The organism is Aeromonas veronii (genome assembly GCF_040215105.1).
Taxonomy (GTDB): domain Bacteria; phylum Pseudomonadota; class Gammaproteobacteria; order Enterobacterales; family Aeromonadaceae; genus Aeromonas; species Aeromonas veronii_G.
In genome coordinates this window covers 4,496,279-4,522,500 of sequence record NZ_CP157875.1, presented here as the reverse complement: position 1 = coordinate 4,522,500, position 26,222 = coordinate 4,496,279, and the positions used below count along the sequence as shown (strand labels likewise).

Annotated in this window: 21 protein-coding genes, 1 tRNA gene and 2 rRNA genes (1 of these 24 cut by a window edge); 13 read left to right on the top strand and 11 right to left on the bottom strand. The window is 58.7% G+C overall.

Translation table 11 applies throughout. The features are described from left to right. The 4 genes from ABNP46_RS20915 to tcdA form a co-directional block, all read left to right on the top strand. Positions 1–1,948 (top strand): 23S ribosomal RNA (locus ABNP46_RS20915); it begins 941 nt to the left of the window's first position. A gap of 121 nt (positions 1,949–2,069) precedes the next feature. Further along, positions 2,070–2,184 (top strand): 5S ribosomal RNA (rrf, locus tag ABNP46_RS20910). 95 nt (positions 2,185–2,279) lie between these two features. Then, positions 2,280–2,356, top strand: a tRNA-Asp gene (locus tag ABNP46_RS20905). 163 nt (positions 2,357–2,519) lie between these two features. After that, complete coding sequence (gene tcdA / locus ABNP46_RS20900; protein ID WP_349920405.1) at positions 2,520–3,326, top strand: tRNA cyclic N6-threonylcarbamoyladenosine(37) synthase TcdA; 807 nt, start codon at positions 2,520–2,522, stop codon at positions 3,324–3,326. A 109-nt stretch (positions 3,327–3,435) separates the two neighbouring features. Here the strand turns inward: tcdA and ABNP46_RS20895 are convergent, their stop codons facing one another. Both ABNP46_RS20895 and ABNP46_RS20890 read right to left on the bottom strand, forming a co-directional pair. Continuing rightward, a complete protein-coding gene (locus ABNP46_RS20895; RefSeq protein ID WP_349920404.1) occupies positions 3,436–3,873 on the bottom strand; it encodes a SufE family protein in 438 nt (145 codons plus the stop codon). A gap of 13 nt (positions 3,874–3,886) precedes the next feature. Continuing rightward, on the bottom strand, positions 3,887–5,107 hold the full coding sequence (locus ABNP46_RS20890; RefSeq protein WP_349920403.1) for an aminotransferase class V-fold PLP-dependent enzyme: 1,221 nt from the start codon (positions 5,105–5,107) through the stop codon (positions 3,887–3,889). Between the two features lie 152 nt (positions 5,108–5,259). Here ABNP46_RS20890 and rep point away from each other — a divergent pair, with 152 nt between their 5' ends. Next, positions 5,260–7,272 (top strand): DNA helicase Rep, encoded by a 2,013-nt coding sequence (gene rep / locus ABNP46_RS20885; protein WP_349920402.1) that lies wholly within the window; start codon positions 5,260–5,262, stop codon positions 7,270–7,272. A 37-nt stretch (positions 7,273–7,309) separates the two neighbouring features. On the opposite strand, the gene ABNP46_RS20880 is transcribed toward rep, so the two are convergent. From ABNP46_RS20880 to ABNP46_RS20860, 5 genes are all read right to left on the bottom strand, one after another. Further along, positions 7,310–9,586, bottom strand: a complete 2,277-nt coding sequence (locus ABNP46_RS20880) for a putative bifunctional diguanylate cyclase/phosphodiesterase (protein ID WP_349920401.1) — start codon at positions 9,584–9,586, stop codon at positions 7,310–7,312. An 84-nt stretch (positions 9,587–9,670) separates the two neighbouring features. Then, complete coding sequence (locus ABNP46_RS20875) at positions 9,671–10,123, bottom strand: c-type cytochrome (RefSeq protein WP_349920400.1); 453 nt, start codon at positions 10,121–10,123, stop codon at positions 9,671–9,673. Between the two features lie 194 nt (positions 10,124–10,317). Then, positions 10,318–11,343 carry an L-threonine 3-dehydrogenase gene (gene tdh / locus ABNP46_RS20870; RefSeq protein ID WP_349920399.1) on the bottom strand — a complete coding sequence of 342 codons (1,026 nt, stop codon included), beginning with the start codon at positions 11,341–11,343 and terminating at the stop codon, positions 10,318–10,320. A 90-nt stretch (positions 11,344–11,433) separates the two neighbouring features. Beyond that, complete coding sequence (locus tag ABNP46_RS20865) at positions 11,434–12,624, bottom strand: glycine C-acetyltransferase (protein WP_349920398.1); 1,191 nt, start codon at positions 12,622–12,624, stop codon at positions 11,434–11,436. Positions 12,625–12,803: 179 nt separating this feature from the next. After that, positions 12,804–13,448 (bottom strand): TetR/AcrR family transcriptional regulator, encoded by a 645-nt coding sequence (locus ABNP46_RS20860; RefSeq protein WP_349920397.1) that lies wholly within the window; start codon positions 13,446–13,448, stop codon positions 12,804–12,806. 156 nt (positions 13,449–13,604) lie between these two features. On the opposite strand from ABNP46_RS20860, the gene rfaD reads away from it, so the two are divergent. From rfaD to ABNP46_RS20830, 6 genes are all read left to right on the top strand, one after another. Next, positions 13,605–14,564, top strand: a complete 960-nt coding sequence (gene rfaD, locus ABNP46_RS20855) for an ADP-glyceromanno-heptose 6-epimerase (protein ID WP_349920396.1) — start codon at positions 13,605–13,607, stop codon at positions 14,562–14,564. An 86-nt stretch (positions 14,565–14,650) separates the two neighbouring features. Continuing rightward, positions 14,651–15,772, top strand: a complete 1,122-nt coding sequence (locus ABNP46_RS20850; RefSeq protein ID WP_349920395.1) for a glycosyltransferase — start codon at positions 14,651–14,653, stop codon at positions 15,770–15,772. 95 nt (positions 15,773–15,867) lie between these two features. Then, the gene (locus ABNP46_RS20845; protein ID WP_349920394.1) at positions 15,868–17,628 is read left to right on the top strand and encodes a glycosyltransferase; all 1,761 of its coding nucleotides are present in this window, start codon (positions 15,868–15,870) and stop codon (positions 17,626–17,628) included. A 6-nt stretch (positions 17,629–17,634) separates the two neighbouring features. Then, positions 17,635–18,846, top strand: a complete 1,212-nt coding sequence (locus ABNP46_RS20840; RefSeq protein WP_349920393.1) for an O-antigen ligase family protein — start codon at positions 17,635–17,637, stop codon at positions 18,844–18,846. Beyond that, positions 18,843–19,520, top strand: a complete 678-nt coding sequence (locus ABNP46_RS20835) for a glycosyltransferase family 25 protein (RefSeq protein WP_349920392.1) — start codon at positions 18,843–18,845, stop codon at positions 19,518–19,520. The genes ABNP46_RS20840 and ABNP46_RS20835 overlap by 4 nt, the downstream gene beginning before the upstream one ends. A gap of 2 nt (positions 19,521–19,522) precedes the next feature. Beyond that, entirely contained in the window at positions 19,523–20,602 is a 1,080-nt protein-coding gene (locus tag ABNP46_RS20830; protein ID WP_349920391.1) for a glycosyltransferase family 9 protein, read from the top strand. Here the strand turns inward: ABNP46_RS20830 and ABNP46_RS20825 are convergent. From ABNP46_RS20825 to ABNP46_RS20810, 4 genes are all read right to left on the bottom strand, one after another. Continuing rightward, positions 20,553–21,617, bottom strand: a complete 1,065-nt coding sequence (locus ABNP46_RS20825) for a glycosyltransferase family 9 protein (protein ID WP_349920390.1) — start codon at positions 21,615–21,617, stop codon at positions 20,553–20,555. The genes ABNP46_RS20830 and ABNP46_RS20825 overlap by 50 nt on opposite strands. Positions 21,618–21,847: 230 nt before the next feature. Beyond that, positions 21,848–23,104: a PTS ascorbate transporter subunit IIC gene (locus ABNP46_RS20820; RefSeq protein WP_349920389.1), complete on the bottom strand. Its 1,257-nt coding sequence runs from the start codon at positions 23,102–23,104 to the stop codon at positions 21,848–21,850. Positions 23,105–23,173: 69 nt separating this feature from the next. Then, positions 23,174–23,461: a PTS sugar transporter subunit IIB gene (locus ABNP46_RS20815; protein WP_349920388.1), complete on the bottom strand. Its 288-nt coding sequence runs from the start codon at positions 23,459–23,461 to the stop codon at positions 23,174–23,176. Between the two features lie 34 nt (positions 23,462–23,495). Beyond that, positions 23,496–23,939, bottom strand: coding sequence for a PTS sugar transporter subunit IIA (locus ABNP46_RS20810; RefSeq protein ID WP_349920387.1), 444 nt, complete (start codon positions 23,937–23,939; stop codon positions 23,496–23,498). A gap of 253 nt (positions 23,940–24,192) precedes the next feature. On the opposite strand from ABNP46_RS20810, the gene ABNP46_RS20805 reads away from it, so the two are divergent. Together ABNP46_RS20805 and acuI are read left to right on the top strand one after the other, a co-directional pair. Next, positions 24,193–25,215 carry a LacI family DNA-binding transcriptional regulator gene (locus ABNP46_RS20805; protein ID WP_349920386.1) on the top strand — a complete coding sequence of 341 codons (1,023 nt, stop codon included), beginning with the start codon at positions 24,193–24,195 and terminating at the stop codon, positions 25,213–25,215. 24 nt (positions 25,216–25,239) lie between these two features. Beyond that, on the top strand, positions 25,240–26,220 hold the full coding sequence (gene acuI / locus ABNP46_RS20800) for an acrylyl-CoA reductase (NADPH) (protein ID WP_349920385.1): 981 nt from the start codon (positions 25,240–25,242) through the stop codon (positions 26,218–26,220). The last annotated feature ends 2 nt before the right edge of the window (positions 26,221–26,222 follow it).

Below are 26,222 nucleotides of genomic sequence, written 5' to 3'. Positions count from 1 at the left end.
GTGCTAACGTCCGTCGTGAAGAGGGAAACAACCCAGACCGCCGGCTAAGGTCCCAAAGTTCTGGTTAAGTGGGAAACGATGTGGGAAGGCTCAGACAGCTAGGATGTTGGCTTAGAAGCAGCCATCATTTAAAGAAAGCGTAATAGCTCACTAGTCGAGTCGGCCTGCGCGGAAGATGTAACGGGGCTCAAACCAGGCACCGAAGCCGCGGATTCACGCTAAGCGTGAGTGGTAGGGGAGCGTTCTGTAAGTCTGCGAAGGTGTATCGAGAGGTATGCTGGAGATATCAGAAGTGCGAATGCTGACGTAAGTAACGATAAAGGGGGTGAAAAGCCTCCTCGCCGGAAGACCAAGGGTTCCTGTCCAACGTTAATCGGGGCAGGGTGAGTCGACCCCTAAGGTGAGGCCGAAAGGCGTAATCGATGGGAAGCAGGTTAATATTCCTGCACGACTTGTAATTGCGATGGGGGGACGGAGAAGGCTAGGTGGGCCAGGCGACGGTTGTCCTGGTGAAAGTGCGTAGGTGGTGTTTCTAGGCAAATCCGGAGACACAACACTGAGACACGAGACGAACGCACTACGGTGCGGAAGCCATTGATGCCCTGCTTCCAGGAAAAGCCTCTAAGCTTCAGATTACAAGTCATCGTACCCCAAACCGACACAGGTGGTCGGGTAGAGAATACCAAGGCGCTTGAGAGAACTCGGGTGAAGGAACTAGGCAAAATAGAACCGTAACTTCGGGAGAAGGTTCGCTCTTGATGGTGAAGTCCCTTGCGGATGGAGCTGTCGGGAGTCGCAGTGACCAGATGGCTGGGACTGTTTATCAAAAACACAGCACTCTGCAAACACGAAAGTGGACGTATAGGGTGTGACACCTGCCCGGTGCCGGAAGGTTAATTGATGGGGTTAGCGCAAGCGAAGCTCTTGATCGAAGCCCCGGTAAACGGCGGCCGTAACTATAACGGTCCTAAGGTAGCGAAATTCCTTGTCGGGTAAGTTCCGACCTGCACGAATGGTGTAACCATGGCCATGCTGTCTCCACCCGAGACTCAGTGAAATCGAATTCGCCGTGAAGATGCGGTGTACCCGCGGCTAGACGGAAAGACCCCGTGAACCTTTACTACAGCTTGGCACTGAACATTGAACCTACATGTGTAGGATAGGTGGGAGGCTTTGAAGCGATGACGCCAGTTGTCGTGGAGCCGTCCTTGAAATACCACCCTTGTATGTTTGATGTTCTAACGCAGGGCCCTGAATCGGGCTCGCGGACAGTGCCTGGTGGGTAGTTTGACTGGGGCGGTCTCCTCCCAAAGAGTAACGGAGGAGCACGAAGGTTGGCTAATCCTGGTCGGACATCAGGAGGTTAGTGCAATGGCATAAGCCAGCTTAACTGCGAGACGGACAGGTCGAGCAGGTACGAAAGTAGGTCATAGTGATCCGGTGGTTCTGAATGGAAGGGCCATCGCTCAACGGATAAAAGGTACTCCGGGGATAACAGGCTGATACCGCCCAAGAGTTCATATCGACGGCGGTGTTTGGCACCTCGATGTCGGCTCATCACATCCTGGGGCTGAAGTCGGTCCCAAGGGTATGGCTGTTCGCCATTTAAAGTGGTACGCGAGCTGGGTTCAGAACGTCGTGAGACAGTTCGGTCCCTATCTGCCGTGGGCGTTGGATGATTGAAGGGAGTTGCTCCTAGTACGAGAGGACCGGAGTGAACGAACCTCTGGTGTTCGGGTTGTCACGCCAGTGGCACTGCCCGGTAGCTAAGTTCGGAATCGATAACCGCTGAAAGCATCTAAGCGGGAAGCGAGCCCTGAGATGAGTCATCCCTGACCCCTTGAGGGTCCTAAAGGGCCGTTGGAGACCACAACGTTGATAGGTGGGGTGTGTAAGCGCGGCGACGTGTTGAGCTAACCCATACTAATTACCCGTGAGGCTTAACCATACAACACCCAAGAAGTGTTTCTGGCCTTGTAGCAAGTGCATGAACTACTCAAATTCAGTGATAGCGACAGAGCACAGTAGCTAAGTCGTTATTCACGTCAGCTTTCTAGATTAAGAATTTGCCTGGCGGCCATAGCGCCGTGGAACCACCTGATCCCATGCCGAACTCAGAAGTGAAACGCGGTAGCGCCGATGGTAGTGTGGCATTCGCCATGCGAGAGTAGGACACTGCCAGGCACCCAATTAAACAGTTGTGCACACATTGCGCGATTGGCTGCGAGGATGACACCTCAGATAAGCGGCAAAAGATTTAGCGAAAGCTAACCGAATGCGGAGCGGTAGTTCAGTCGGTTAGAATACCGGCCTGTCACGCCGGGGGTCGCGGGTTCGAGTCCCGTCCGCTCCGCCACTAACAAGAAGCCCAGTCTAATGACTGGGCTTTTTTTCGTTTCAGCTATCTGAATCTGCCTTGTAAGCCTAACCCTTCATTCCCCGTACCCACCCTATCCTATCCGATGATGTCGTAGGTCGCCGTTGCCGCTATAATGGCCGCCCTCAAGCAAGGTGGTGGTATGAAAGCAGAATATCTACAGCGATTCGGGGGCATTGCCCGTCTTTATGGCCAGCGCGCGCTTGGCTCTTTCAGTCAGGCAAGTGTCTGCGTGGTGGGCATAGGCGGTGTGGGCTCCTGGGCGGCGGAGGCACTGGCCCGTGCCGGTATCAACCGGATCACCCTGATCGATATGGATGACATCTGCATCACCAATACCAACCGCCAGATCCACGCCATGCAGGGGACTGTTGGTCGTCTCAAGACCGAGGTGATGGCGGAGCGTATCCGTGCCATCAACCCGGATTGCGAAGTGACCGAGGTGGATGACTTCGTGACTGCCGACAACCTGGCCGAACATATCAAGAAAGAGTTCGACTATGTGGTGGACGCCATCGACTCGGTCAAGGCCAAGGTAGCGCTGATCGCCTTCTGTAAGCGCAACAAGATACCCGTGATCGTGGCGGGTGGTGCTGGCGGGCAGATGGACCCGACCCGGATCACCGTCGCCGATCTCGCCAAGACCATTCAGGATCCGCTGGCGGCCAAGGTGCGCTCTGACTTGCGCCGTCTGCATAACTTCAGCAAGAATCCGGCCCGCAAGTTCGGGGTGGAGTGCGTCTTCTCCACCGAGCAGTTGAGCTACCCGGATGGCAATGGCGGTACTTGTCAGGCCAAGGCAGCCAGCGATGGCAACATGAAGATGGATTGTGCCTCCGGCTTTGGCGCCGTGACGCCGGTGACGGCCACTTTCGGCCTGGTGGCTGCATCCCGGGTGTTGAAGAAGATCGCCGAACGGGGCGCCCGAGCCGAGAAATCCGTCGAGTAGGTTTGCAGACAACGCAGAAATAAAGAGAGCGCCCAAGGGCGCTCTCTTTATTTCTAGTGGTGCTCTTTATTGTGGTATTTGGTATCAGCCAGCTATCAGCTATCAGCTATCAGCTATCAGCCAGTGCCACTATGCCCTGCACTATGGCTCTGAGGCCGTTGCCCCGCGACGGGCTCAGGTGTTTCTCCAGCCCCAGTTCGGCAAAGTAGCTATCCATATCGAACGTCTGAATAGTCTCAGCACTTTGGTGATTGAGCGCCGCCAGCACGATGACGATCAGCCCGCGCACGATGCGGGCATCGGAGTCACAGGCGAAGTGCCAGCAGCCATCCTCGCACTGTTCTCCTTTCAGCCAGGCCTGGCTCTCGCACCCCTTCAGGCGGTTCTCTTCGATCTGCCACTCCATGGGCAGGGCAGGTAGCAGCTTGCCGAGCTGGATGATGAGCCGGTACTGGTTCTCCCAGCCCTTGGCTGCCGCAAACTGCTGACGGATGCTATTTGCGTCGGGCTCAACGCCTATCCGGGTATAGGTTGCGAGACTGTTCATTGGATGATCTGCCTTAGAAGAAGTCACAGAGTTTGTGCAGGGCGGCCAACAGGGTATCCACGTCGTTCTGATCGTTGTAGCAGGCCAGCGATACGCGCAGGGTACCGCCGACCCCGAGGCTCTCCATCAGCGGCATGGCGCAGTGATGGCCGACCCGCAGCGCTATGCCCTGCATGTCGAGCAGAGTGGCGGCATCCTGAGGATGGATCTCGTCCAGCAGGAAGGAGACGGCGCCGGCGCGCTGCCTGGGCGCGCCGACAAGGCGCAGGCCCGGAACCTGTTGCAGTCCCATCACCAGATAGTCGGTGAGGACCGCTTCGTGGCGGATCAGTGCGGCTCTGTCCAGATCCGCGATGAAGTCGATGGCGCTGGCGAGGCCGATGGCACCGGCGATATGAGGGGTGCCCGCCTCGAACTTGAAGGGCAGGATATTGAAGCTGGTGCCTGCAAAACTGACCCTGTCGATCATCTCGCCGCCGGCCTGCCAGGGGGGCATGCGCTCCAGCAGGTCGGTACGACCCCAGAGCACGCCGATCCCGGTGGGACCATAGAGTTTGTGGCCGGAGAAGGCGTAGAAGTCACAGCCAATCTCCTGTACATCCACGTCGAGGTGGGCCACCGCCTGGGCACCGTCGATCAGGGTCAGGGCACCCACCGCCCTGGCGGCTGTGACTATCTCCTTGACCGGGTTGACGGTGCCGAGGGCATTGGAGACATGAGCCACGCTCACCAGTCGGGTGCGCGGCCCCAGCAGGCTCTGGTAGGCATCCATGTCGAGATCGCCCCGCTCATCGAGGGGGATGACCCGGATGAGGGCATCGGTGCGCTGGGCGACGAGCTGCCAGGGGACGATATTGGCATGGTGCTCCAGGGTGCTGAGGATGATTTCATCCCCCGGTTGCAGCTCGCTCAGGCCCCAGCTCTGGGCTACCAGATTGATCGCCTCCGTGGTGCCCCGGGTCCAGATCACTTCCTGCGGGCGAGGAGCGTTGATAAAGCGGGCGACCGTCTCGCGGGCAGCTTCGAAGGCGCGGGTGGCACGGCCGCTCAGGGCGTGGGCGGCACGGTGCACGTTGGCGTTGTCGGTGCTGTAGTAGCGCGCGATCGCGTCCAGCACCCGCTGCGGTTTCTGGGTAGTGGCAGCGTTGTCCAGATAGATCAGGGGATGGTCGTTGACCTTCTGCGCCAAGGCCGGAAACTGGCTGCGCAGCCCGGCGTGTTGTTGCTGGTTCATGCTCCCCTCGTCATCTGCTGGAAAAGTCGGTCATGATCCTGAAAATGGTGGCCAAACACAAGGCGAAGTGATGGGGTCTGCGCGTGGTTTCGGCTGCCCGCGGGATCTCTGTTACAATGCCGCCCCTCATCATAAGCCAAGAGATCCGGCCCATGAAGCTCAACCCCAATCAGAACGAAGCGGTCAAGTTTGTCTCCGGCCCTTGCCTGGTGCTGGCGGGCGCCGGATCGGGCAAGACCCGCGTCATCACCAACAAGATTGCCTACCTGGTGCAGCAGTGTGGTTATAACGCCCGCAACATTGCGGCGGTCACCTTCACCAACAAGGCGGCGCGGGAGATGAAGGAGCGGGTGGGCCAGACCCTGGGCCGCAAGGAGGCGCGAGGGCTCATGGTCTCCACCTTCCACACCCTGGGACTGGATATCATCCGCCGCGAGCACAAGAGCCTGAATCTCAAGGCGAACTTCTCCCTGTTCGACGACACCGATCAGCTGGCGCTGCTGAAAGAGCTGACCGAGGCCGAGCTCGACAACGACAAGGACAAACTCTCCGCCCTCATCACCCAGATCTCCAACTGGAAGAACGATCTCATCCTGCCTGCCCGCGCCATGCGTATCGCCCGCGGGCCGGAAGAGGTGCTGATGGCACAGCTCTACGAGCGCTATCACCGTCAGATGGTGGCCTACAACGCGTTGGATTTCGACGATCTCATCGTGATGCCGACCCTGTTGCTCAAGAACAACGAAGAGGTGCGCACCCGCTGGCAGAACAAGATCCGCTACCTGCTGGTCGATGAGTATCAGGATACCAACACCAGCCAGTACGAGCTGGTGAAGCAGATTGTCGGTGAGCGGGCCCGCTTCACCGTGGTGGGGGACGACGACCAGTCCATCTACTCCTGGCGTGGCGCCAAGCCGCAGAACCTGGTGCTGCTGAACGAGGACTTCCCGAGCCTCAAGCTGATCAAGCTGGAGCAGAACTACCGTTCCAAGGGGCGTATCCTGAAGTGCGCCAACATCCTGATCGCCAACAACCCCCATGTGTTCGACAAGGCACTCTTCTCCGAACTCGACTACGGGGTGCCGGTCAAGGTGCTGTTCGCCAAGAACGAGGAGCACGAGGCGGAGCGCATCGCCGCCGAGCTGATGGGCCACAAGTTCATGAACCGCACCCGCTTCAAGGACTACGCCATCCTCTATCGGGGCAACCACCAGTCGCGCATCTTCGAGAAGGCGCTGATGACCAACCGCATCCCCTATCGCATCTCCGGGGGGACCTCGTTTTTCTCCCGCACCGAGATCAAGGACATCATGGCCTACCTCAAGCTGTTGGTGAATCCGGACGAGGACACGGCGTTCTTGCGGGTGGTCAACCTGCCGCGTCGGGAGATAGGCCCTACCACCCTCGAGAAACTCGGCCAGTACGCGAACCAGCGTGGCAAGAGTCTGTTTGCCGCCAGCTTTGAGTTGGGGCTGGAGCAACATTTGTCAGGCCGCGGTCTGGTCGCCTTGCAGGCCTTCACCAACTGGCTGGTGCGACTCGGGGACGAGGCCCAGCGCGGCAATGCGGTGGAGGCGGTGCGGGACATGATCAAGGAGATCCACTATGAGGAGTGGCTCTACGAGACCTCACCCAGCCCCAAGGCGGCGGAGATGCGGATGCAGAACGTCTCCACCCTCTATCGCTGGATCACCGAGATGCTGGAGGGGAACGAGCTGGACGAGCCCATGACTCTGCCCCAGGTGGTGACCCGACTCACCCTGCGGGACATGATGGAGCGCAACGAGGGGGAGGATGACGCGGATCAGGTGCAGTTGATGACGCTGCATGCCTCCAAGGGGTTGGAGTTTCCTTATGTCTATATGGTGGGGATGGAGGAGGGTCTGCTGCCACACCAGACCAGCATAGATGAAGATAACGTGGAGGAGGAGCGGCGCCTCGCCTACGTGGGCATCACCCGCGCCCAGACCGAGCTCACCTTCACCCTTTGCAAGGAGCGGCGTCAGTACGGGGAGTCGGTGCGGCCCGAGCCGAGCCGCTTCCTGCTGGAATTACCCCAGGACGACCTGGAGTGGGAAAACCAGAAGAAGGTGACCGCCGAGGAGCGCCAGCAGAAGGGGCAGGTCGGGGTTGCCAACCTGCGGGCCCTGTTTAAAAAGGATTGAGTGCCAAAAGGGCTGAACGCGATGGTTGAAACCTGCGTCAAGCCATGCCCGCCTGACCCAGCAGGGGGGTGATGTCGGCCCCCGGCAGAGGGGGCGAGATGTGGCGGCCCTGTCCCATGGCGCAGCCGAGATCGATCAGTTTCTGCAACTGCTGGGGACTCTCGATGCCCTCGACCACCAGGGTGAAGCCAAGATCCTGGCAGATGTCCCGCATGGCCCGGATCAGCGCCAGATCCTTGGGGGAATTGAGCATGCGATGGGTGAAGCTGTCATCCACCTTGATGTAGTCCACCGGGAAGTGGAACAGGGCATTGAGGGAGGAGAAGCCGGTGCCGAAGTCATCCAGGCTGATCTGGATCCCCTTGGCCCTGAGTTCATGCAGGGCGGTGAGGGAGTCGGCACTCTGGCGCGACAGCTCTCGTTCGTTGAACTCGAAGATGAAGTAGCCCGGCATGACCCCCTCTTCCTCCATGATGTTGACCAGCTGCAGGATATGCTCCCGGCTGGCCAGATGCTTGCCTGACAGGTTGAGGGCGACCTTGAAGCGACCGGGGCCGGACACCGGCAACCAGCGCTTGAGCTGCTGGCTGGTGCGGCTGAGGATCTGTCTGTCCAGCTCCTGGATGAGGCCGCACTGCTCCGCCAGCGGAATGAAGTCGAAGGCGTCTTTCAATTCCCCCTCCTCCGTGATCCAGCGGGCCATCACCTCCAGCGCCGTCAGGCAGCTGTCTTCGAGCCGGATCACCGGCTGGAAATAGGGCACTATCCTGCCTTCCCGCAAGGCTTTGGCGAGCCGCTCCTCCGGTGACCCCGCACTCTCCTTGCACGCCTCCGAGTAGTTGACGATGCGGCTGCGGCCGTTGCGCTTGGCCTGATACATGGCGAGATCCGCCTGATGCAACAGCTCGCTGACATCGTTGATCTGCTCGGAGACGCTGGCCACCCCCAGACTGACGGTGATGCTGAGCTCGTTGCCCTGCAGCCGGAACGGATGGGCGATGCGGCCGATCAGGCGGTTGAGTACCGGGCTGACATCCTCCTCTTCCTGGCTGTTGTCCAGGTAGATGACGAACTCATCTCCCCCGAGCCGCGCCACCATGTCGTTTTGCCGGATGCAGCTCTGCAGGCGTTTGCCGATCTCCTGCAGCAGTTGATCCCCTGCGCTGTGGCCGAGGGCATCGTTGATCTGCTTGAAGTGATCCACATCGAGGAAGATCAGGGTGAAGCCGGCCGTCCGGTAGCGGTGAAAACGGGTCATGGCGTGATGGAGATGATTCATCAGCAGGGCCCGGTTTGGCAGCATGGTCAGGGGGTCGTGCAGCGCGTTGAACTGCAGCCGACGCTCCAGATCCTGATGCTGCTTGAGCTGCTTCTGCAACCTCAGGTTGGTCTGGCGCAACTGCTGCAGCCGTCGGTTGATGGACTCCTCGGAGTTGAGTTCATCCAGCTGATGCCTGACGCGTTTCAGTTCCAGCAGCAGGGTCAGCTGATGGCGCAGAAAGTCGAGGAACAGCCGGTCGTCGGCTTCCAGGGGATGAGGGGTGTTGATGATGAGGTGCGCGAAATATTGCTGTTGCTGACGCAGGGGCAAGCTGTACCAGTACATGCCCTGCTCGCAGCGCTCGACGCCGTTGGTGCTGTGGCACAGGCCCCGGATGAAGTCAGCCGGGTGGGCAAGTTGTGCCGGGTAGAGCGTCTCCAGCCGTTGGCTGCCCTGATGAACGAGCAGCATGTCCTGGACGGCCAGCATCTGGCGCAGCACGGCTTCAAGCTGGGAGAGCAGAGCGTGTTGGGGCAGGCTGTGGGCCAGCCGCATGATGCGACTTATTTTCTCTATCTTCTGCTGCCAGTGGGGATCCCGCTGCATGAGGGGGGAGGCCTGCCCGGCTAGCTGGGTACCCGTCTGGGTTTCGTGCAGCCGCTTGGCCAGACACTCCAGCAGCAGGCGCAGGGTAGGCATCTGCTCCGGGGTCGAGCGGGCCAGCAACCACTGTACCTCGACGTGTTCCACGGGTTGCACGCACCAGCCCTGCTGTTCGTCGAGCTGGGTCAGTTGCTCCGTGAGACGGGGCTCTTCCCGTCCCAGCCACTGCTTGAACGTCTGGGGGAGCCGCTCTTCATACAGCCAGTGCACGCCGCCGTCGGCCAGGCCCAGCATGGCAAAGTGCTGCAGGGGGCAGAGTTGGTCGAGCTGCTGCACCAGGCGGCCATAATCCTGTGCAGAGGCGGCGCCGGGGGCGGGGAAATCCATGATGGAAGAGACGGTCGCCAGCAAGGGCGTGGCATCGTGCGGTACGGCTGGCTGAACGGACATGCAACACTCCCGATTGAACGTACCTTCAAGGGTAGCCGGAAGTAGACAGATTGAAAGGGCTACAATAGGAGCCCTTTCAATTACTTAGAGCTTATCGATCATGTAGTGGATGGCATTCTCGAGCTCTTCATCGCTACAGGCGGCGCAGGTACCCCGAGGTGGCATCATGCCGGTCTTGCCGGTGAAGCCCTCGATGGCGTGCTTGCGCAGGGTGTCAAACCCCTGGGCGATGCGAGGCTCCCAGGCGGCCTTGTCACCCCGCTTGGGGGCACCGGCAGCGCCGGTATCATGGCAGGCGAAGCAGGCACCCTTGAACACGGTTTCCCCGTCACGGGGGCCAGAGGAGGCAGCGGCCGCGGGGGCGGCTGCCGTGGCTATCCCTTCCAGATCCTTGGCGGTATAGACCTGACCGACAGGGGCGATGCGCTCGGCGATGGCCTCTGGCGACATCTCATCGGCGGCAAACGTGGCGCCGGACAGGCTGATGGCCGTGACACCGACAGCCCATAAATAGCTCAGTTTTCTCAACACGCTCATCCACTCCCAGCTGGTTCTTATTATCCCTAGAAAACGACGGGATTATAACCGAATAGTTACAGCCATTTAAACGCTTGTGTGTGAAGTGTTAAGCAATCTGTGAAGAAAGTTTCGACAGCGAACGAGGGGATCGACGGAGCGCAGGCAAAAAGAAACCCGGCGCTTGCCGGGTCTCTGGGGGTAAGGTCTTCACATCAATCCCAGTTCAGGATCACCTTGCCGGACTGACCCGAGCGCATGGCATCGAAGCCTTTCTGGAAATCATCGATGTGGAAGTTGTGGGTGATGATGGGGGAGAGATCCAGGCCGGACTGGATGAGGCTGGCCATTTTGTACCAGGTCTCGAACATCTCGCGGCCATAGATGCCCTTGATGAAGAGCCCCTTGAAGATCACCTTGCCCCAGTCGATGGCCATAGTGGCGGGGGGGATGCCGAGCATGGCGATTTTGCCGCCGTGGTTCATCTTGTCGATCATGTCCTGGAAGGCGCTGGGCACGCCGGACATCTCCAGCCCCACGTCGAAGCCTTCGGTCATGCCGAGCTCGGCCATGACATCGGAGAGCTGCTCCTTGGCCACGTTGACGGCGCGGGTCGCGCCCATCTTGCGGGCCAGCTCCAGCCGGTATTCGTTGACGTCGGTGATCACCACGTGGCGGGCACCCACGTGACGGCAGACGGCCGCGGCCATGATGCCGATGGGACCGGCGCCGGTGATGAGCACGTCTTCCCCTACCAGATCGAAGGAGAGCGCCGTGTGCACGGCGTTGCCGAAGGGATCGAAGATGGCGGCCAGCTCATCGGGCACGTTGTCCGGCAGCTTGAAGGCGTTGAAGGCCGGGATCACCAGGTACTCGGCAAAGGAGCCGGGACGATTGACGCCGACGCCTATGGTGTTGCGGCACAGGTGGGTACGACCGGCACGGCAGTTGCGGCAGTGGCTGCAGGTGATGTGACCCTCGCCGGAGACGCGATCGCCGACCGCGAAGCCACGTACTTCCTGACCGACGGCGACGACTTCGCCTACATATTCGTGACCCACCACCATGGGGACCGGGATGGTCTTCTGGGACCACTCGTCCCAGTTGTAGATGTGGATGTCGGTGCCACAGATGGCGGTCTTGCGGATCTTGATCAGCAGATCGTTGTGGCCGAGTTCCGGGGCCGGGACATCCGTCATCCAGATGCCGACTTCTTTCTTCAGTTTGGAGAGTGCTTTCATGACAGGGTTCCTCAGGGCACTTGGCCGAAGACAGAGGGTAATAAAATGGGGCCCAACCTTGGCCCCCGTTTTAATCAATCAGCCATGGGCTCAGATCACGCCCAGTTCGCGGCCGATGCGGATGAAGGCATCGATGGCCTTGTCCAGCTGCTCGCGGGTGTGGGCGGCGGACATCTGGGTGCGGATGCGCGCCTGACCCTTTGGCACCACGGGGAAGGAGAAGCCCACCACGTAGATGCCGGCGGCCAGCATGCAGCTCGCCATCTCGGCGGCCAGTTTGGCATCCCCCAGCATGACCGGGATGATGGCGTGATCGGCACCGGCCAGGGTGAAGCCGGCGGCGCTCATGCGGGTGCGGAAGTAATCGCTGTTCTCTTTCAACCGGGCGCGCAGGGCGTGGCCCTCGGCCAGCATGTCGATCACCTTGATGGTGGCGGCAACGATGGAGGGAGCCAGGGAGTTGGAGAACAGATAGGGGCGGGAGCGCTGACGCAGCCAGTCGATCACCTCTTTCTTGCCGGAGGTATAGCCGCCGGAGGCGCCACCGAGGGCCTTGCCCAGGGTGCCGGTAATGATGTCGACCCGATCCAGCACGTCGCAGTATTCGTGGGTGCCGCGACCGTTTTCGCCGATGAAGCCGACGGCGTGGGAGTCATCCACCATGACCAGGGCGTCGTACTTGTCCGCCAGATCGCAGATGGATTTCAGATCGGCGATGACGCCGTCCATGGAGAAGACGCCGTCGGTGGCGATCAGCTTGAAGCGGGCGCCATCGGCGTTGGCCTGCTTGAGCTGGGCTTCCAGCTCGGCCATGTCGTTGTTGGCATAGCGGTAGCGCTTGGCCTTGCACAGACGCACGCCGTCGATGATGGAGGCGTGGTTGAGTGCATCGGAGATGATGGCGTCTTCGGCACCGAACAGGGTCTCGAACAACCCGCCGTTGGCGTCGAAGCAAGAGGAGTAGAGGATGCTGTCCTCGGTGCCGAGGAAGTCAGACAGCTTCTGCTCCAGCACCTTGTGCTGATCCTGGGTACCGCAGATGAAGCGCACCGAGGCCATGCCGAAGCCGTGGCTGTCCAGCCCCTGATGGGCGGCGGAGATAAGCTCGGGGTGGTTGGCCAGTCCCAGGTAGTTGTTGGCGCAGAAGTTCAATACCTGCTCGCCGCCCACCGCAATCCGGGCCTGCTGGGCCGAGGTGATGACGCGCTCCTGCTTGTACAGGCCTTCCGCTTTGACCTGTTCGAGCTGCTCGGTCAGGTGACGATAGAATCCGTTAGACATCCTCGGTCCTCATTCGCTGTGTTAGCTGTGTCGTTCCGGGTCTGCCTGTGCCGGCCATCTGGCCGTTGCCGCCTTCATGATGAAACGCCAGCAGACCCTGGAGTGGGCGAGATTTTACTGCAACCTCTGCTCGTCAATTCAAATTATTGTGCTGATATTCAACAATTGTGAAACAGATCTCACCCAGCTGGTTGGGCCAGCTGGTGGTAGTGTTGTTCCAGCTGGCGGATCTGATCCGACACCTGGGGCTGCACATAGGGGCGCAGCAGGAAGAGTACGCGCAAGACCCCTTGATACAACAAGGGCTTGGTGATGCGGGTGGCGGGGGCCTGGGCTATCTGGAAGGGGATCCAGCAGGTCACCACCATCTTGATGGTCTGGCCAAGATCTGGCAGGTCATCGTCGCTGACGGTAATGATGCCGCCATCACGCAGGCTGCGAAGCAGGGCCTCCACGGCGGCCCTGAGCTGCTCCTGGGCCTTGAGATACTTCTGCTGCAGGGGGGCGTCGCGACTCAGAATGTCCGGCAGGTTTGCGTAGAAGAAGCGGAACTGCCACATCAGGTAGAAGATGGCGTCCAGGTAGCCCATCAGGTCTTCCAGCTTGATCTCGTGGCTGCGAGCCGGAGTAAAGCTCTCGCTCAGGTGGCGGGCATATTGATCGAAGATGGAGTGGATGATGTCTTCTTTATTGCGAAAGTGGTAATACAGATTGCCCGGGCTGATGCCGAGATGGGCGGCAATGTGGTTGGTGGTGATGTTGCGTTCACCCTGATCGTTGAACAGCTCGGTGGCGCTGTGAATGATCCTGTCTCTGGTCTTCATCGCTGATCCCTCTGCCGGGCCCCTGCCGGGGAAAGTCATCGAGGTCGAATCCCCTTGCGGCCCGTGATAAACTTTTCGGCAATTTCAAATTGGCTCACTATACACAGCTTTAACAGGCAGTCACACGTGGCCATCAACGTATGCGAGGCAAACTCCATGATCGTAGTAACTGGCGGTGCTGGCTTTATCGGCAGCAATCTGGTCAAGCAACTCAATGCCATGGGACGCACCGATGTGGTGGTCATCGACGATCTGACCGATGGCACCAAGTTCGTCAACCTGGTCGACCTCACCATTGCCGATTACATGGACAAGGATGAGTTCCAGGCGCGGATTGTCTCCGGCGACGAGTTCGAGGAGTGGGATGGCGGCATCGAGGTGATCTTCCACGAAGGAGCCTGCTCCGCCACCACAGAGTGGAACGGCAAGTTCATCATGGAGGTCAACTACGAGTACTCCAAGGATCTGTTCCACTACTGCATCGAGCGTGAGATCCCCTTCATTTACGCTTCCTCCGCCGCGACTTACGGCGGGCGCAACGACAACTTCATCGAAGATCCCAAGTTCGAGCAGCCCCTCAACGTCTACGGCTACTCCAAGCAGTTGTTCGATCAGTACGTGCGTCGCCTGATGCCGGAGATAGACTCCCAGGTCGTCGGCCTCAAGTACTTCAACGTCTACGGCCCGCGTGAACAGCACAAGGGTTCCATGGCTTCCGTCGCCTTCCACCTCAATACCCAGGTGAAACAGGGTGAGAACCCCAAGCTGTTCGAAGGTTGTGACGGCTTCCCGGATGGCGGTCAGATGCGCGATTTCATCTACGTGGACGACGTCTGCAAGGTGAACCTGTGGTTCTGGCAGAACCCGCAGCACTCCGGCATCTTCAACTGCGGCACCGGCCGCGCCGAACCTTTCCAGAACGTGGCGGAAGCGGTGATCAAGCATCACCAGCAAGGCGCCATCGAATATATCCCCTTCCCGGATCACCTGAAGGGTCGCTACCAGAGCTTCACCCAGGCCGACCTCACCCGCTTGCGCGGTGTCGGCTATGATGGCGAGTTCAAGACAGTGGCCGAAGGCGTGGCCGATTACATGGCCTGGCTAAACAGGGCTTGATGTAATTTTTTCAGTGACAAGGGCTACCCCTATATCGGGTAGCCCTTGTATTCTTTGTTCACGCCTTAAATTATGTGATTTCAAGTATGAAGAAAAAAGTGCTGTTCGTGATGAAAACCCTGGAGGGCGGAGGGGCCGAAAAAGTACTGGTCAACATACTCAATCATCTCGATGAAGCCAAATATGAAATAACCTTGCTGTTGTTGAAATATGAAGGGGTTTACCTGTCCTCATTGCCGAATCACATCAAGGTGAAATATTTACTGGGGCCTGAGCCGACGGGCTTCCTGCGTCGTGGAATCATCTATTCCATGAAGAAGCGCTGGTATTCCCTGATCCTGGCCAAGCCATGGCTGGCCAATATGCTGCTTCCCGACTATTACGATGTGGGTGTCTCATTTCTAGAAGGAGATGCCAGTTTGCTGCTCTCCTATCTCAACGGCCCTCAGAAAAAAATAGCCTGGGTTCATATCGACCTTGAACGGCACCACACCTTGCCGAGAGAGATTGAAAAGGTGGTGTATGAGCGGATGGATGAGGTCGTCTGCGTGTCGGAAGGTGTCAAGCAATCCGTACTGAATCTTCATCCTGCCCTCGAGAGCAATATTTCGGTTATTTATAATCCGGTTGATATCAACCACATCGAGTTCAAAGGTCAGGAGTGCATCAAGGTCGGTGATGGCTTGAATGTGCTGGCGATTGGACGACTGCTGAACTCACAGAAGGCCTTTGATCTGTTGCTGATAGCCCATCATCGGAATATTGCAGCAGGGCTGAATTATCATCTCACCATTCTTGGTGAGGGCTCGGATAGAGAGGGATTGGAAAAATACATCCAGAAGCACCAATTGGGCGATCACACCAGCTTGCTGGGTTTTCAGGACAATCCTTATCCATATATAGCTGGCTGCGATCTCTTCGTGATGTCCTCTCGCTATGAGGGCTACCCGGTTGTTCTGGTTGAAGCCATGACACTGGGCAAGGCGATTGTCTCGACGGATTGTACCGGGCCGAAAGAGGCTCTGCATGATGGTGAATTTGGCTACCTGGTCCCCGTCAATGACGTTGATGCCCTGGCCGAGGGGATAAGGACCCTGTTGGAGGATGAGGAGGTCCGCGACCGCTACGCCAGTCTATCCAGGCAGAGATCCGATATTTTTAGCTTCAGACGAAGCATGATGGATGTCGAGCGCTTGCTAGATTCCTAATCCTCCGTTGCTTGTACCTGTTCGGCCACCGTTACCAAAGAAGTGTGGTTTTGTGGCAGAGTGGATGAGCAGCCTTAGTCGTGAGCCGAATAACTATGAATATATTGATGGCACTCTCCCAGCTTGAAGTGACGGGCGCCGAGGTTTATGCCACCACGGTGGGCAACGAGTTGACCCGCCGTGGCCACAACGTCTTCTACGTTTCTGACACCCTGACCAAGCCGACCCAGGGGCCTGTTTTCAAGCTGCGCTTCAACAAGCGCAGCATCTTGCGCCGCTTCTGGCATGTGTTTTACCTCATCTATCTCATCAAGAAGCATCACATCCAGCTGGTGCATGCCCACTCCCGAGCCTCCGGCTGGAGCAGCTACGTGGCCTGCAAGCTGACCGGCACGCCGATGATCACCACGGTTCACGGCCGCCAGCCGGTGCATGCATCGCGCAAGGCATTCCATGCGCTGGGCTACCGGGCGGTAGCGGTATGCGAGGACATCGCCCATCAGATCATCGACAACCTGGGCGTGGATCCCGCCAAGGTACAGGTGCTGCGTAACGGCATTGAAACCGACAAGTTCCAGCCTGTCTCTGCCCCCAACAATCCCAAACCGGTGATCGCCATCATAGGACGGCTGAGCGGTCCCAAGGGCGAGCTCTGCTATCGCTTGCTGGATGAGGTGCTGGACTTGGATGCCTGCCTGGTGCGGGTCGTCAGTGGCACTCAGGTGCCGGAGCGCTTTGCCCGTTTCAAGGACAAGGTCGAATTCGTCGGCTATGTGGACGATGTCCCTACCTTGTTGGCAGGTTGCGATCTGGTGATCGGGGCTGGTCGGGTGGCGATGGAGGCCTTGCTCTGTGGCCGTCCTGCCTTTGCCATCGGTGAGGCCAAGGCCATCGGGCTGGTGGATGAATTCAACCTGGACGAGGCGCTGGCCAGCAACTTCGGCGACATCGGTCCGAAGGATCTGGCGATCGATTTTGCCGCACTGAGAGCTCAGATTGTCTCGGCCCTGACCTGTACCAGAGTGCCCGATCCCATTCGCCAGCGTATCCATCAGGAATATGACCTGCAGGGCGTGGTGACGGGGCTTGAGTCCATCTATCAGGATGCCGTGGTGGAGACCTTGCGCCGTGAGGTGCCGGTCATCATGTATCATCGTTTCATCGAACATGAGAGCGAGAAGGGGGTGCATGGCACCTGGCTGCCCATCACCATGTTCGAAAAGCACCTCAAACTGATGAAGTGGCTCGGCTACGAGACCCTGACCTTCAGGGACTTTGCAGACAAGGGATTTATCCACCGTCTGCAATACGGCAAGAAATATCTGATGATCACCGTCGACGACGGTTATCGGGACAACCTGACCCGCATGCTGCCACTGCTTGAAAAATATGCTTACAAAGCCGTGGTGTACATAGTGACGGGTGAAGATCACAATCGCTGGGACGTGGAGCATCCGACCCACCCGGACAGGCCGGTATCCCTGATGAATAGCGACGAAATTCGAATGTTGGGGGCATCTGAACATATCGAGATAGGGGGGCACACCCTGACCCATCCTCGTCTGAGCCAGCTTACTCCCGAACAGCAGGCGCACGAGATCCAGGCCAACAAACAGAGACTGGAGCAGTTGCTCGGTCATTCACTCATCACGTTTGCCTACCCTTACGGGGATCTGAATGACAGTGCGAAAGCGCAGGTAACGGCTGCGGGTTATCACTATGCTGTGGCCACCAACAGCGGCCCCAAAGCCATGCATCAGGATCCGCTCCAGATCCGCCGAATCGCCATCTTCCCCCGTACCGATGTGTTCGGGCTGTGGCGCAAGATCCGTGGCAACTATGTGTTCAGGAAATAAGATTTGATGTTGATTAAGCCTCGCGAACTGCTCGATAGAGCAACGACCACTGTTTACGCACTGACCATCATGTTTGCCTTCTGCGGACTTTTCCTGGTTCCATCTGGTCAAAGCATTCTATCCAATCTGCTGGTGGTATCAGGAGTGTTTGGTCTGCTGAATTATTTCGTGGGAGGCAACAGGGATGTCTTCTTTATCGATCGTCGTCTGCTATGGGCATTTATGTTTTATGCGGCGATAATCTTGCTTAACAGGGTTGTGCATGGTGATCAATATGGCATTATGCGAGGCCTGTTCTACGTGTCAATATTCTCTCTGATGATGCCCAAGAATAAAATAATACTCTCTCTGGGTTGGGTCGCGATTGTCGCTGGGGGAATTGGATTAGGTTTATTGAGTGTCTGGCAGTTCAAATCTGGGCTGATAAGAGTCGAAGGGTTTACCAACGCCATACTTTTCTCTCAGGCCGCACTGATTCTTGCCATATTAAATTGGTGTGCTTTCAGTCAGTCAAAAGAAAATGATATAATAAAATACATTGCCCTGTTTTCCATGATGTCCTCTATTGTTGCACTTTATTTCTCTCAGAGTCGGGGGGTGTGGCTGGCGTTGGGGGGCGTGATTATTATACATGTCATATACAAGGGCTTTCATAAGCCTGTTAAATATACCATTATTGCTCTCTTGCTGGCAGCCTCGATGGGTGGGATATATCAAACCAATACAATTGTGCAGGATAGAGTCGCCGATGCTGCCTCGGATATAAGAGGGATAGAAGGTGGGACTTATTACTCCTCATGGGGACTGCGAGTCGTTGCATGGGAGAGTGCGTGGCTAGGTTTCTTGAACTCACCGATCATCGGTGTCGGTACTGATGGCTTTACTGCGGTCAAAGAGCAGCAAGTTGCACAGGGCTTGGTATCCCCCTTGGTAATGGATCCGGCGTTAGTACATGCACATAGTCAATATATGCAGAATCTGGTGGTTAGGGGGCTTATCGGAATATTTGGTTTGCTGATTTTCATCTTCTACCCGATGAAGCTGCTGGTAGAGAAAACTGGCTGGGGATCTCTCTATATGATGATCCCACTGTCTATTTCTATTTGCGCATTCAGCGATGTCCCGTTTGAACATCAAAATGTACTCTATCTATATTCACTGAGTCTTATTTTTGCTTGGTGTGCGACAGAATTCACTATTAAAGAGAATCAGTCATGATCCCAGTCTTTGTCATCAGCCTTCTTAGAAGCCATGATCGCCGCCATTTTATCGATCAGCACTTGGGTGGTCGGGCTATCGACTTCGCATTTTTTGATGCCGTAGACGGAAAGTCATTGTCAGAAGATGAATTGAAAAAAGTGGATTTCCCCATGGCCAAGCAGTTTTGCGGTCACGACCTGAGTCTGGGGGAAGTTGGCTGCGCCATGAGCCATATCCGTATCTACGAGATGATGGTCGCCAGGAATATTGAGCGCTGTGTCGTGCTGGAAGACGATATCTATCTGCACAGCAACTTCAAGTCAATCCTGTCAAAAGCAATATCCGCCAGCCAGTCTGATATTATTTTCTTGCACCATGGCAAGGTGAAATCTTGGCCATGGATGAAGAAAATGCCGGAAGGATATCGCCTTGCCAGCTATATCTCACCGAGCCGCAACTCCAAGCGCGGAATCATATCGACGGCAGGATATATATTGACCTTGTCTGGCGCCAAGAAGCTGTTGAGCAAAGCCTACCCCATCCGGATGCCGTCTGATTATCTGACGGGAAGATTGCAGCTCAACGGCCTGACGGCTTCGGGGATTGAGCCCTGCTGCATGGATGTCGGCCTGTTCGATACCACTATTGATGACCGCAATTACGGCCCCCATGTGGGTGGTGAAGGGGCGTGATGGTGATAGGCTACCTTCAACTGCTGCGTGATCGGGTGCGTAGGGCCTTGGGCATCTTCTTGTTTGACAAGAAGATGCCGTCCGGTATCCAGGGGGAGATCCACCATATATTGGTGGTGCGCTGGGATGCCAAGCTGGGGGACTCCTTCATCTCCTCCTTTTTCTTCCGGGAGATAAAAAAGCTGCCGGGTAACAAGAAAGTAACGGTTATCACGACCCCAGCCCTGGCCAGCCTGTATCGGGATTGCTTTGGTGTCGATGAGGTCATCGAGATCAACAAGCGGCCCGGCTATGGTGCCATCAAGAAGATGGCCGCAGCCATTCCCCATGTCGATCTGGTGATACACCTCACCGAGGGGATGAAGATGAAGGATCTCTATCTCCTTCACCGGCTCTCTCCCACCCACGTTGCCTCGCTCGATGACAGCATCGGGCGTGTGAATATCAAGCTGTCCAAGGCGACGGCCGGTCTGCTGTTCCAGGATAAATACCGCTATCTGCTCTCTCTGCTGGGGGCTAAAGAGGTGGATCAGCAGTACATCATCCCGGTGGCGGGGAAGGGCAATGTGACCTCGCCCTGTGAGGGGCTCATCCTCATCAATCCCTTTGGCAGCACCCAGTACAAGTCCTTCTCCCACGACAAGGTGGTCAGCTTGCTGCAGACGTTGGGAAGGGAATTCGCGGATCACCGCTTCGGTGTACTGTCATCCCCGGCGACGGATACCGTGGCGAGAGCCATGGTCAACGCCTGTTCAACTAGCAATGTGATGCTGGTGGAAGGCGTATTGACGATAGATGATGCTATCTATTGCGTGCAGAAAGCGAAGGCTGTGCTGTCAGTGGATACCGCCATAGTGCATATCGCTGTCGGACTGCAAAAGCCGCTGGTAGCCATCTATCCACGCCACGGCGAAACGTTCAACCAGTGGCTGCCGACCAGCACGCCGCGGGTCCGGATCCTGTTCAGCGATTCCCCTGGTCTGAATGCCGACATGAACAATGTCGATGACAGGGCCGTCTGCGAGGCGCTGTCTAGTCTGCTGTCTGTGACTGAACCAGCAGAGCCGCGAGCCGCTGAATGACCAATTCTGGCGTAATTGAGCGGAACAGGGCCTCATCGAAGGCGTCCTTCTCCTGAGTCGGCAACTGATAATCTGCCCCCTTGGCATCGAAGATATCGATGGCCTGATAGCGGGGGTGGTTCACCGGGTTGGCGATGATCTTGTCGCCACCCGGGGCCACTATGGTCAGCAGCGGCAGGCCGATGGCTTGGGCCATGTGCCGCGGGCCGGTGTCGTTGCCGACGAACAGCTGGCAGTGGGCGAAGAGGCCGACCAGCTCCCGTACCGAGCGGGTCTGGATATGGTCAAACACGCTGGCTTGCAGCGTTTCTGGTAGCAGTGGCTTGAGGCCCCGGTTGTACTCTTCTTCCCCCGGGCCGCAGTAGATCAGGATCTGGGCGTCGTGCTCCTCGATGAGCCAGCGCGCCACCGCCGCAAAACAATCGATGGGCCAGCGCTTGTAGTGACCGAGGGAGTTGACGCCCATGGCGATGAGGGGCTTGCTCAGATCCACCCCGGCCGCCTGCAGGCTCTCGCGTCCCTGTTGCTTCTCCGCATCACTCAGCCAGAGATAGTAGTTGCGATCCTCTTGTGCTAGTCCGAGGGGTTTTAGCAGTGAGAATCTGTCGTCAACCAGGGTACTGTTGCCCTGATGTTCTGTGTCTTTGCGAAACCGCACTATGCGATTGTGGCCGAGTCGCCAGGGGAAGGAGTCAAAGCCGATGCGCAATCGGGCCCCGGACAGCAGGCAGGTCAGCAGGCCAATCATCTGGCCCTGGCTGTTCACCACCACGTCGTAGCGCTCGCGTCGAATATCAAGCAACACGTCTTTCATATAGCGCCATTCGTTGCGGCGCTTCTTCTCGATGACGATCAACCTGTCGATATTCGGGTTGCCCTCTGCCATGCCCGCGCAGTAATCCATCACCAGATAGTGCACTTCCCCAGCGGGATCATGCTGCTTGAGGTTGTTGCACAGGGCGGTGGAGATCAGCACGTCCCCTATCTGTTTGGTTTGTACTACCAGGTATTTCATGGAGAAGGCCTCGATGGAGGTCGGGTGGTTCGTGAGCCCGACAGCATATCGCACTCATTGGTCAGATGCTGCCGCGACGGTGTGAAAATCCGATCACCGGCACTGTGGTGACCAGATTTATTTAATCGGTGCGGGGAGATCCGCCACGCAGGGCGGGTTGATGCAGCGACATGTAAAAAGGCACGACCCCGGGTCGTGCCTTTTGTCGGCTATATCGTGGCGATGTCGGATCAGCGCACGATCAGGCCAAGCAGTATGCCTACCACACCGAAGTCGGCATCGCTGAAGGTGGTGTTGGCAAAGCCGAGATCCCCCAGCACCGGCAGCAGGAACACCGGCAGGAAGGTGATCAGCAGGCCGTTGGCGAAGGCACCCAGCAGAGCACCGCGACGACCGCCGGTGGCGTTGCCGAAGACCCCGGCAGCGGCGCCGACGAAGAAGTGCGGTACCACCCCTGGGATGATGACGGTGAGCCCCAGCAGGTAGAGCAGCACCATGCCTGCCAGGCCGGCGGTGAAGCTCGACAGGAAGCCGATCAGCACGGCGTTGGGGGCATAGGGGAAGACGATGGGGCAGTCCAGTGCCGGCTTGGCGTTGGGGACCAGTTTGTCGGAGATCCCTTTGAAGGCCGGCACGATTTCGGCGATGACCATGCGCACACCCTGCAGGATGACGTAGACACCGGCGGCGAAGGTGATGGACTGCATCAGGGAGAACATGAACCAGTGCTTGCCCTTGGCGACGCTGGAGACGAACTCGGGGCCGGCGAAGGCGGAGGTGATGAGGAAGATGATGCCCATGGTGAAGGAGATGGCCACCGGGGTATCGCGCAGGAACAGCAGGCTCTTGGGCACCTGCACCTCTTCACTGCTGTGGGCCTTGTTGCCGAACTTGGCGCCAATCCAGCCGGCCAGCACGTAGGAGACGGTGGAGAAGTGGCCGAGCGCCACGTCGTCCGAGCCGGTGATCTGCTTCATGTAGGGGTGAGCGAGGGCCGGGAACAGCACCATGGTCACCCCGACCACCAGGCTGCCGACCGCGATCAGCGGGATGCCGCTCATGCCACCGGCGGAGAGGATGGCGGCCACCATCATGGACATGAACAGAGTGTGGTGACCGGTCAGGAAGATGAATTTCCAGGGGGTGAGGCGGGCGATCAGGATGTTCACCAGCATGGCGAAGAACATGATCATCGCCATCTCCTTGCCGAACGACTGCTGGGCGATGGAGACGATGGCCTCGTTGTTGGGGACCACCCCCTTGATGCCGAAGGCGTGCTGGAAAATGGTGGCGAAGTCGCCGAGCGAGTTCACCACCAGGGTGGCGCCGGCCCCCAGGATGACGAAGCCCATGATGGTCTTGACCGTGCCCTTGATGCACTCGGTCACGGGTTTCTTCTGGGCAATCAAGCCGATAAGGGCGATCAGGCCGACCAGCACGGCCGGCTCCGACAGCACGTCAAACATCAGAAAATTGAAAAATTCCATGGTCAGCTCCAATCAATGGAAGAGGCGGCCCTCGGGCCGCAGTGTTGAACTCGCCGCAGGGTCACGAACTCAGAGTGCGCCCAGCTCGCGCAGGGCGGCGGAGAGCCGCTCCTTCATGGCAACCTTGTCGACCATGTTGTCCAGCGACACCAACCGGCCGTTGACCCCCATGCTGGTGAGTTGCTCGGCGATGTCGCGGGTGGCGACGAAGATCTCGGCGCTCTCGCTGCCGGCGGAGGCGAGATCCCGGTGATCCACTTCGGCGGTCACATTCAGCTCCTTCAGGATGCTCTTGATGCTCATCTCCATCATCAGGCTGGTGCCCAGGCCGTGTCCGCATACAACCAGAATTTTCATTGTCTCTACCTCTGTCAGGGCGCCGGGGCGCAGCTCAATAGCGCGCCAGGATGCGCAAGATGTCGTCTTTGGTGTCGGCCGCGATGATGGCCGCCACGTCTTCTTCGTTCATGAACAGCTCGGCCAGCTGGGCGATAGTCTCCACGTGGGAGTTGCTGTCGCTGGCGGCCAGGGTGACCAGCAGCTGGATGGGGTCATTGCCCTCCGAGTCGAAATTGACCCCCTCTTTCAGCACCGTCAGCCCCAGTCCCAGCCGGTTGACCCCGTCTTCCGGGCGGGCATGGGGCATGGCGAGGCCCGGGCCCAGCACATAGTAGGGGCCGAGTTCCTCGTGGGAGCGATACAGGGCCGCCACGTAGGAAGGCTCAATGGTGCCGTTGGCCAGCAGGGGCGCGGTGGCGAGCTCGATGGCATGGCGCCAGTCGCGGGCGCCCGCCTCGATGGAAATGACCTCTTCAGTCAGCAGTTCAGTCAGCATGGTGGTATCCGGCTGGTTGAGATGGGGCCAATCTAGCGATCTTGCCTCGGCATAACTGTGAGCCTGATCTCGAAAGTTAGCGCTACCAGATAGCGCTAACAGTGAATTGTGATAGCGCTATCATTTTATTGTTAAAAGGGAGTCATCCTAACCCCTGGCAGGTCGATACGGAGTAGAATCCGGCTTGAGCAAATAGTCAGTGCCCCGCTTTTGCCTTAAAGTGAGCAAGCCCGCATGCCGAGGAAGGAAATAGATGTCAGAAGTTAAGAAACGCCGCAGCACGGGTCGGGTGACCCTCAATGAGGTCGCCAGGCTGGCCGGTGTGGGTGCCATGACGGTATCGCGGGCGCTGCGTACTCCCGAGCTGGTGTCGGACAAGATGCGCGAGCGCATCGAGGCGGCGGTGGATGAGCTCGGCTATATCCCCAACCGGGCCGCCGGGGCACTCGCTTCCGCCACTTCCCAGACCATAGTGGTCATAGTCCCGAGCCTGGCGGAGCGCGGCTGTGGCGACATGGTCGCCGGTCTGCAGCAGACCCTGCTGGCGGAGGGTTACCAGATCATGCTGGGGGATGCCCAACACATGAAACAGCAGGAGGAGAGCCTGCTCGGCAACTTCCTGCAGCACAATCCGGCCGCCGTGGTGCTGTTTGGCGGCGATCCTGGCGAGACGGTGCGCACCCGCCTGAAGGCGGCACGCCTGCCGGTGGTGGAGGTGGGGGCCATGGCGCGTCAGCCCATCGACATGAACGTCGGCGTCTCCAATTTTGACGCGGGTTATCAGCTGACCCGCCACCTCATCGAACGGGGTTATCGCAACATCGGTTTCCTCTGCGCCCGCCAGGAGCAATGGATGCTGCAGCAACGCATGCAGGGCTGGCAGAAGGCCCTGCTGGACAACTATCTCTCGCCGGACGCCATCGTCAATACTTCGGAGTTGCCCAGTTTCAGTACGGGCGCCGCCATGCTGGGGGAGTTCCTGCTGCGCTGGCCCGAACTGGATGCGCTGATCTGCGTCAACGACGAGCTGGCTGCCGGCGTGCTATTTGAATGCCAGCGTCGCCACCTGAGCGTACCGGGCAAGCTCGCCATCGCCGGTTTCGACGATCTGGACGTGGCGCGGGCCTGTTACCCGGCCCTCACCTCGGTCAGGATCCCTTATCACCAGATGGGGCAGCAGGCAGCGGATCTCATCCTGCGCCAGCTGTCGGGGGAGGCCGTGGCAAATACGGCCCTGACCCTGGATTTTCAACTGCAAAAGCGTCAGAGCACCTGACGATACACAACCCGAGAGGTAAGCATGTTCAAGGCCCTGTTACTGGAAAACCAAGACGGCAAGACGATCCCCACCCTGACCCGGTTGGCAGAGAGCCAGCTGCCGGAGGGGGAGGTGCGCATCGCGGTGAGTTACAGCTCCATCAACTACAAGGACGGACTGGCCATCACCGGCAAGGGCAAGATAGTGCGCCAGTGGCCGCTGGTGCCGGGCATCGACTTCGCCGGGACCGTGCTGGAATCCGCCGACCCGCGCTATCAGGCCGGTGACAAGGTCGTGCTGACCGGCTGGGGCGTGGGTGAGGGGCACTGGGGCGGCATGGCCGAGCAGGCCCGCGTCAAGGCGGACTGGCTGGTGCCGCTGCCGGCCGGGTTGGATGAGCGTCAGGCCATGTGCATCGGCACCGCCGGCCTCACCGCCATGCTCTGCGTGCTGGCGCTGGAAGAGGCGGGCATCACCCCGGATTGCGGCGAGATCCTGGTGACCGGGGCGGCCGGTGGGGTGGGCTCCATTTCCATCGCCCTCTTGGCGGCGCTGGGTTATCGCGTGGCGGCCCTGACCGGGCGCCCTGAGGAGCAGGGGGAGATGCTGACGGCCCTCGGGGCGAGTCGCATCGTGCCGCGCAGCGAACTGCTGGAGCCCGCCAAGCCGCTGGAGAAACAGCTGTGGGCCGGTACCATCGACACTGTCGGCAGCCAGGTGCTGGCCAAGCTGCTGGCCCAGATGAACTACGGCGGCGCCGTGGCCGCCTGCGGGCTGGCGGGTGGCTTCGATCTGCCGACCAGCGTCATGCCTTTCATCCTGCGCAACGTGCGTCTGCAGGGGGTGGATTCGGTGATGTGTCCGCTGGCCCGCCGCCAGCAGGCTTGGGAGAGGCTGGCGCGAGACCTGCCTGCCCGCTTCTTCGAACAGGCGGTGACCGAGATCGGTCTGGAGCAGGTGGTCGCTGCCGCCGACGCCATTACCCGGGGTCAGGTGGCGGGCCGTACCCTGGTCAAGCTCTGAGC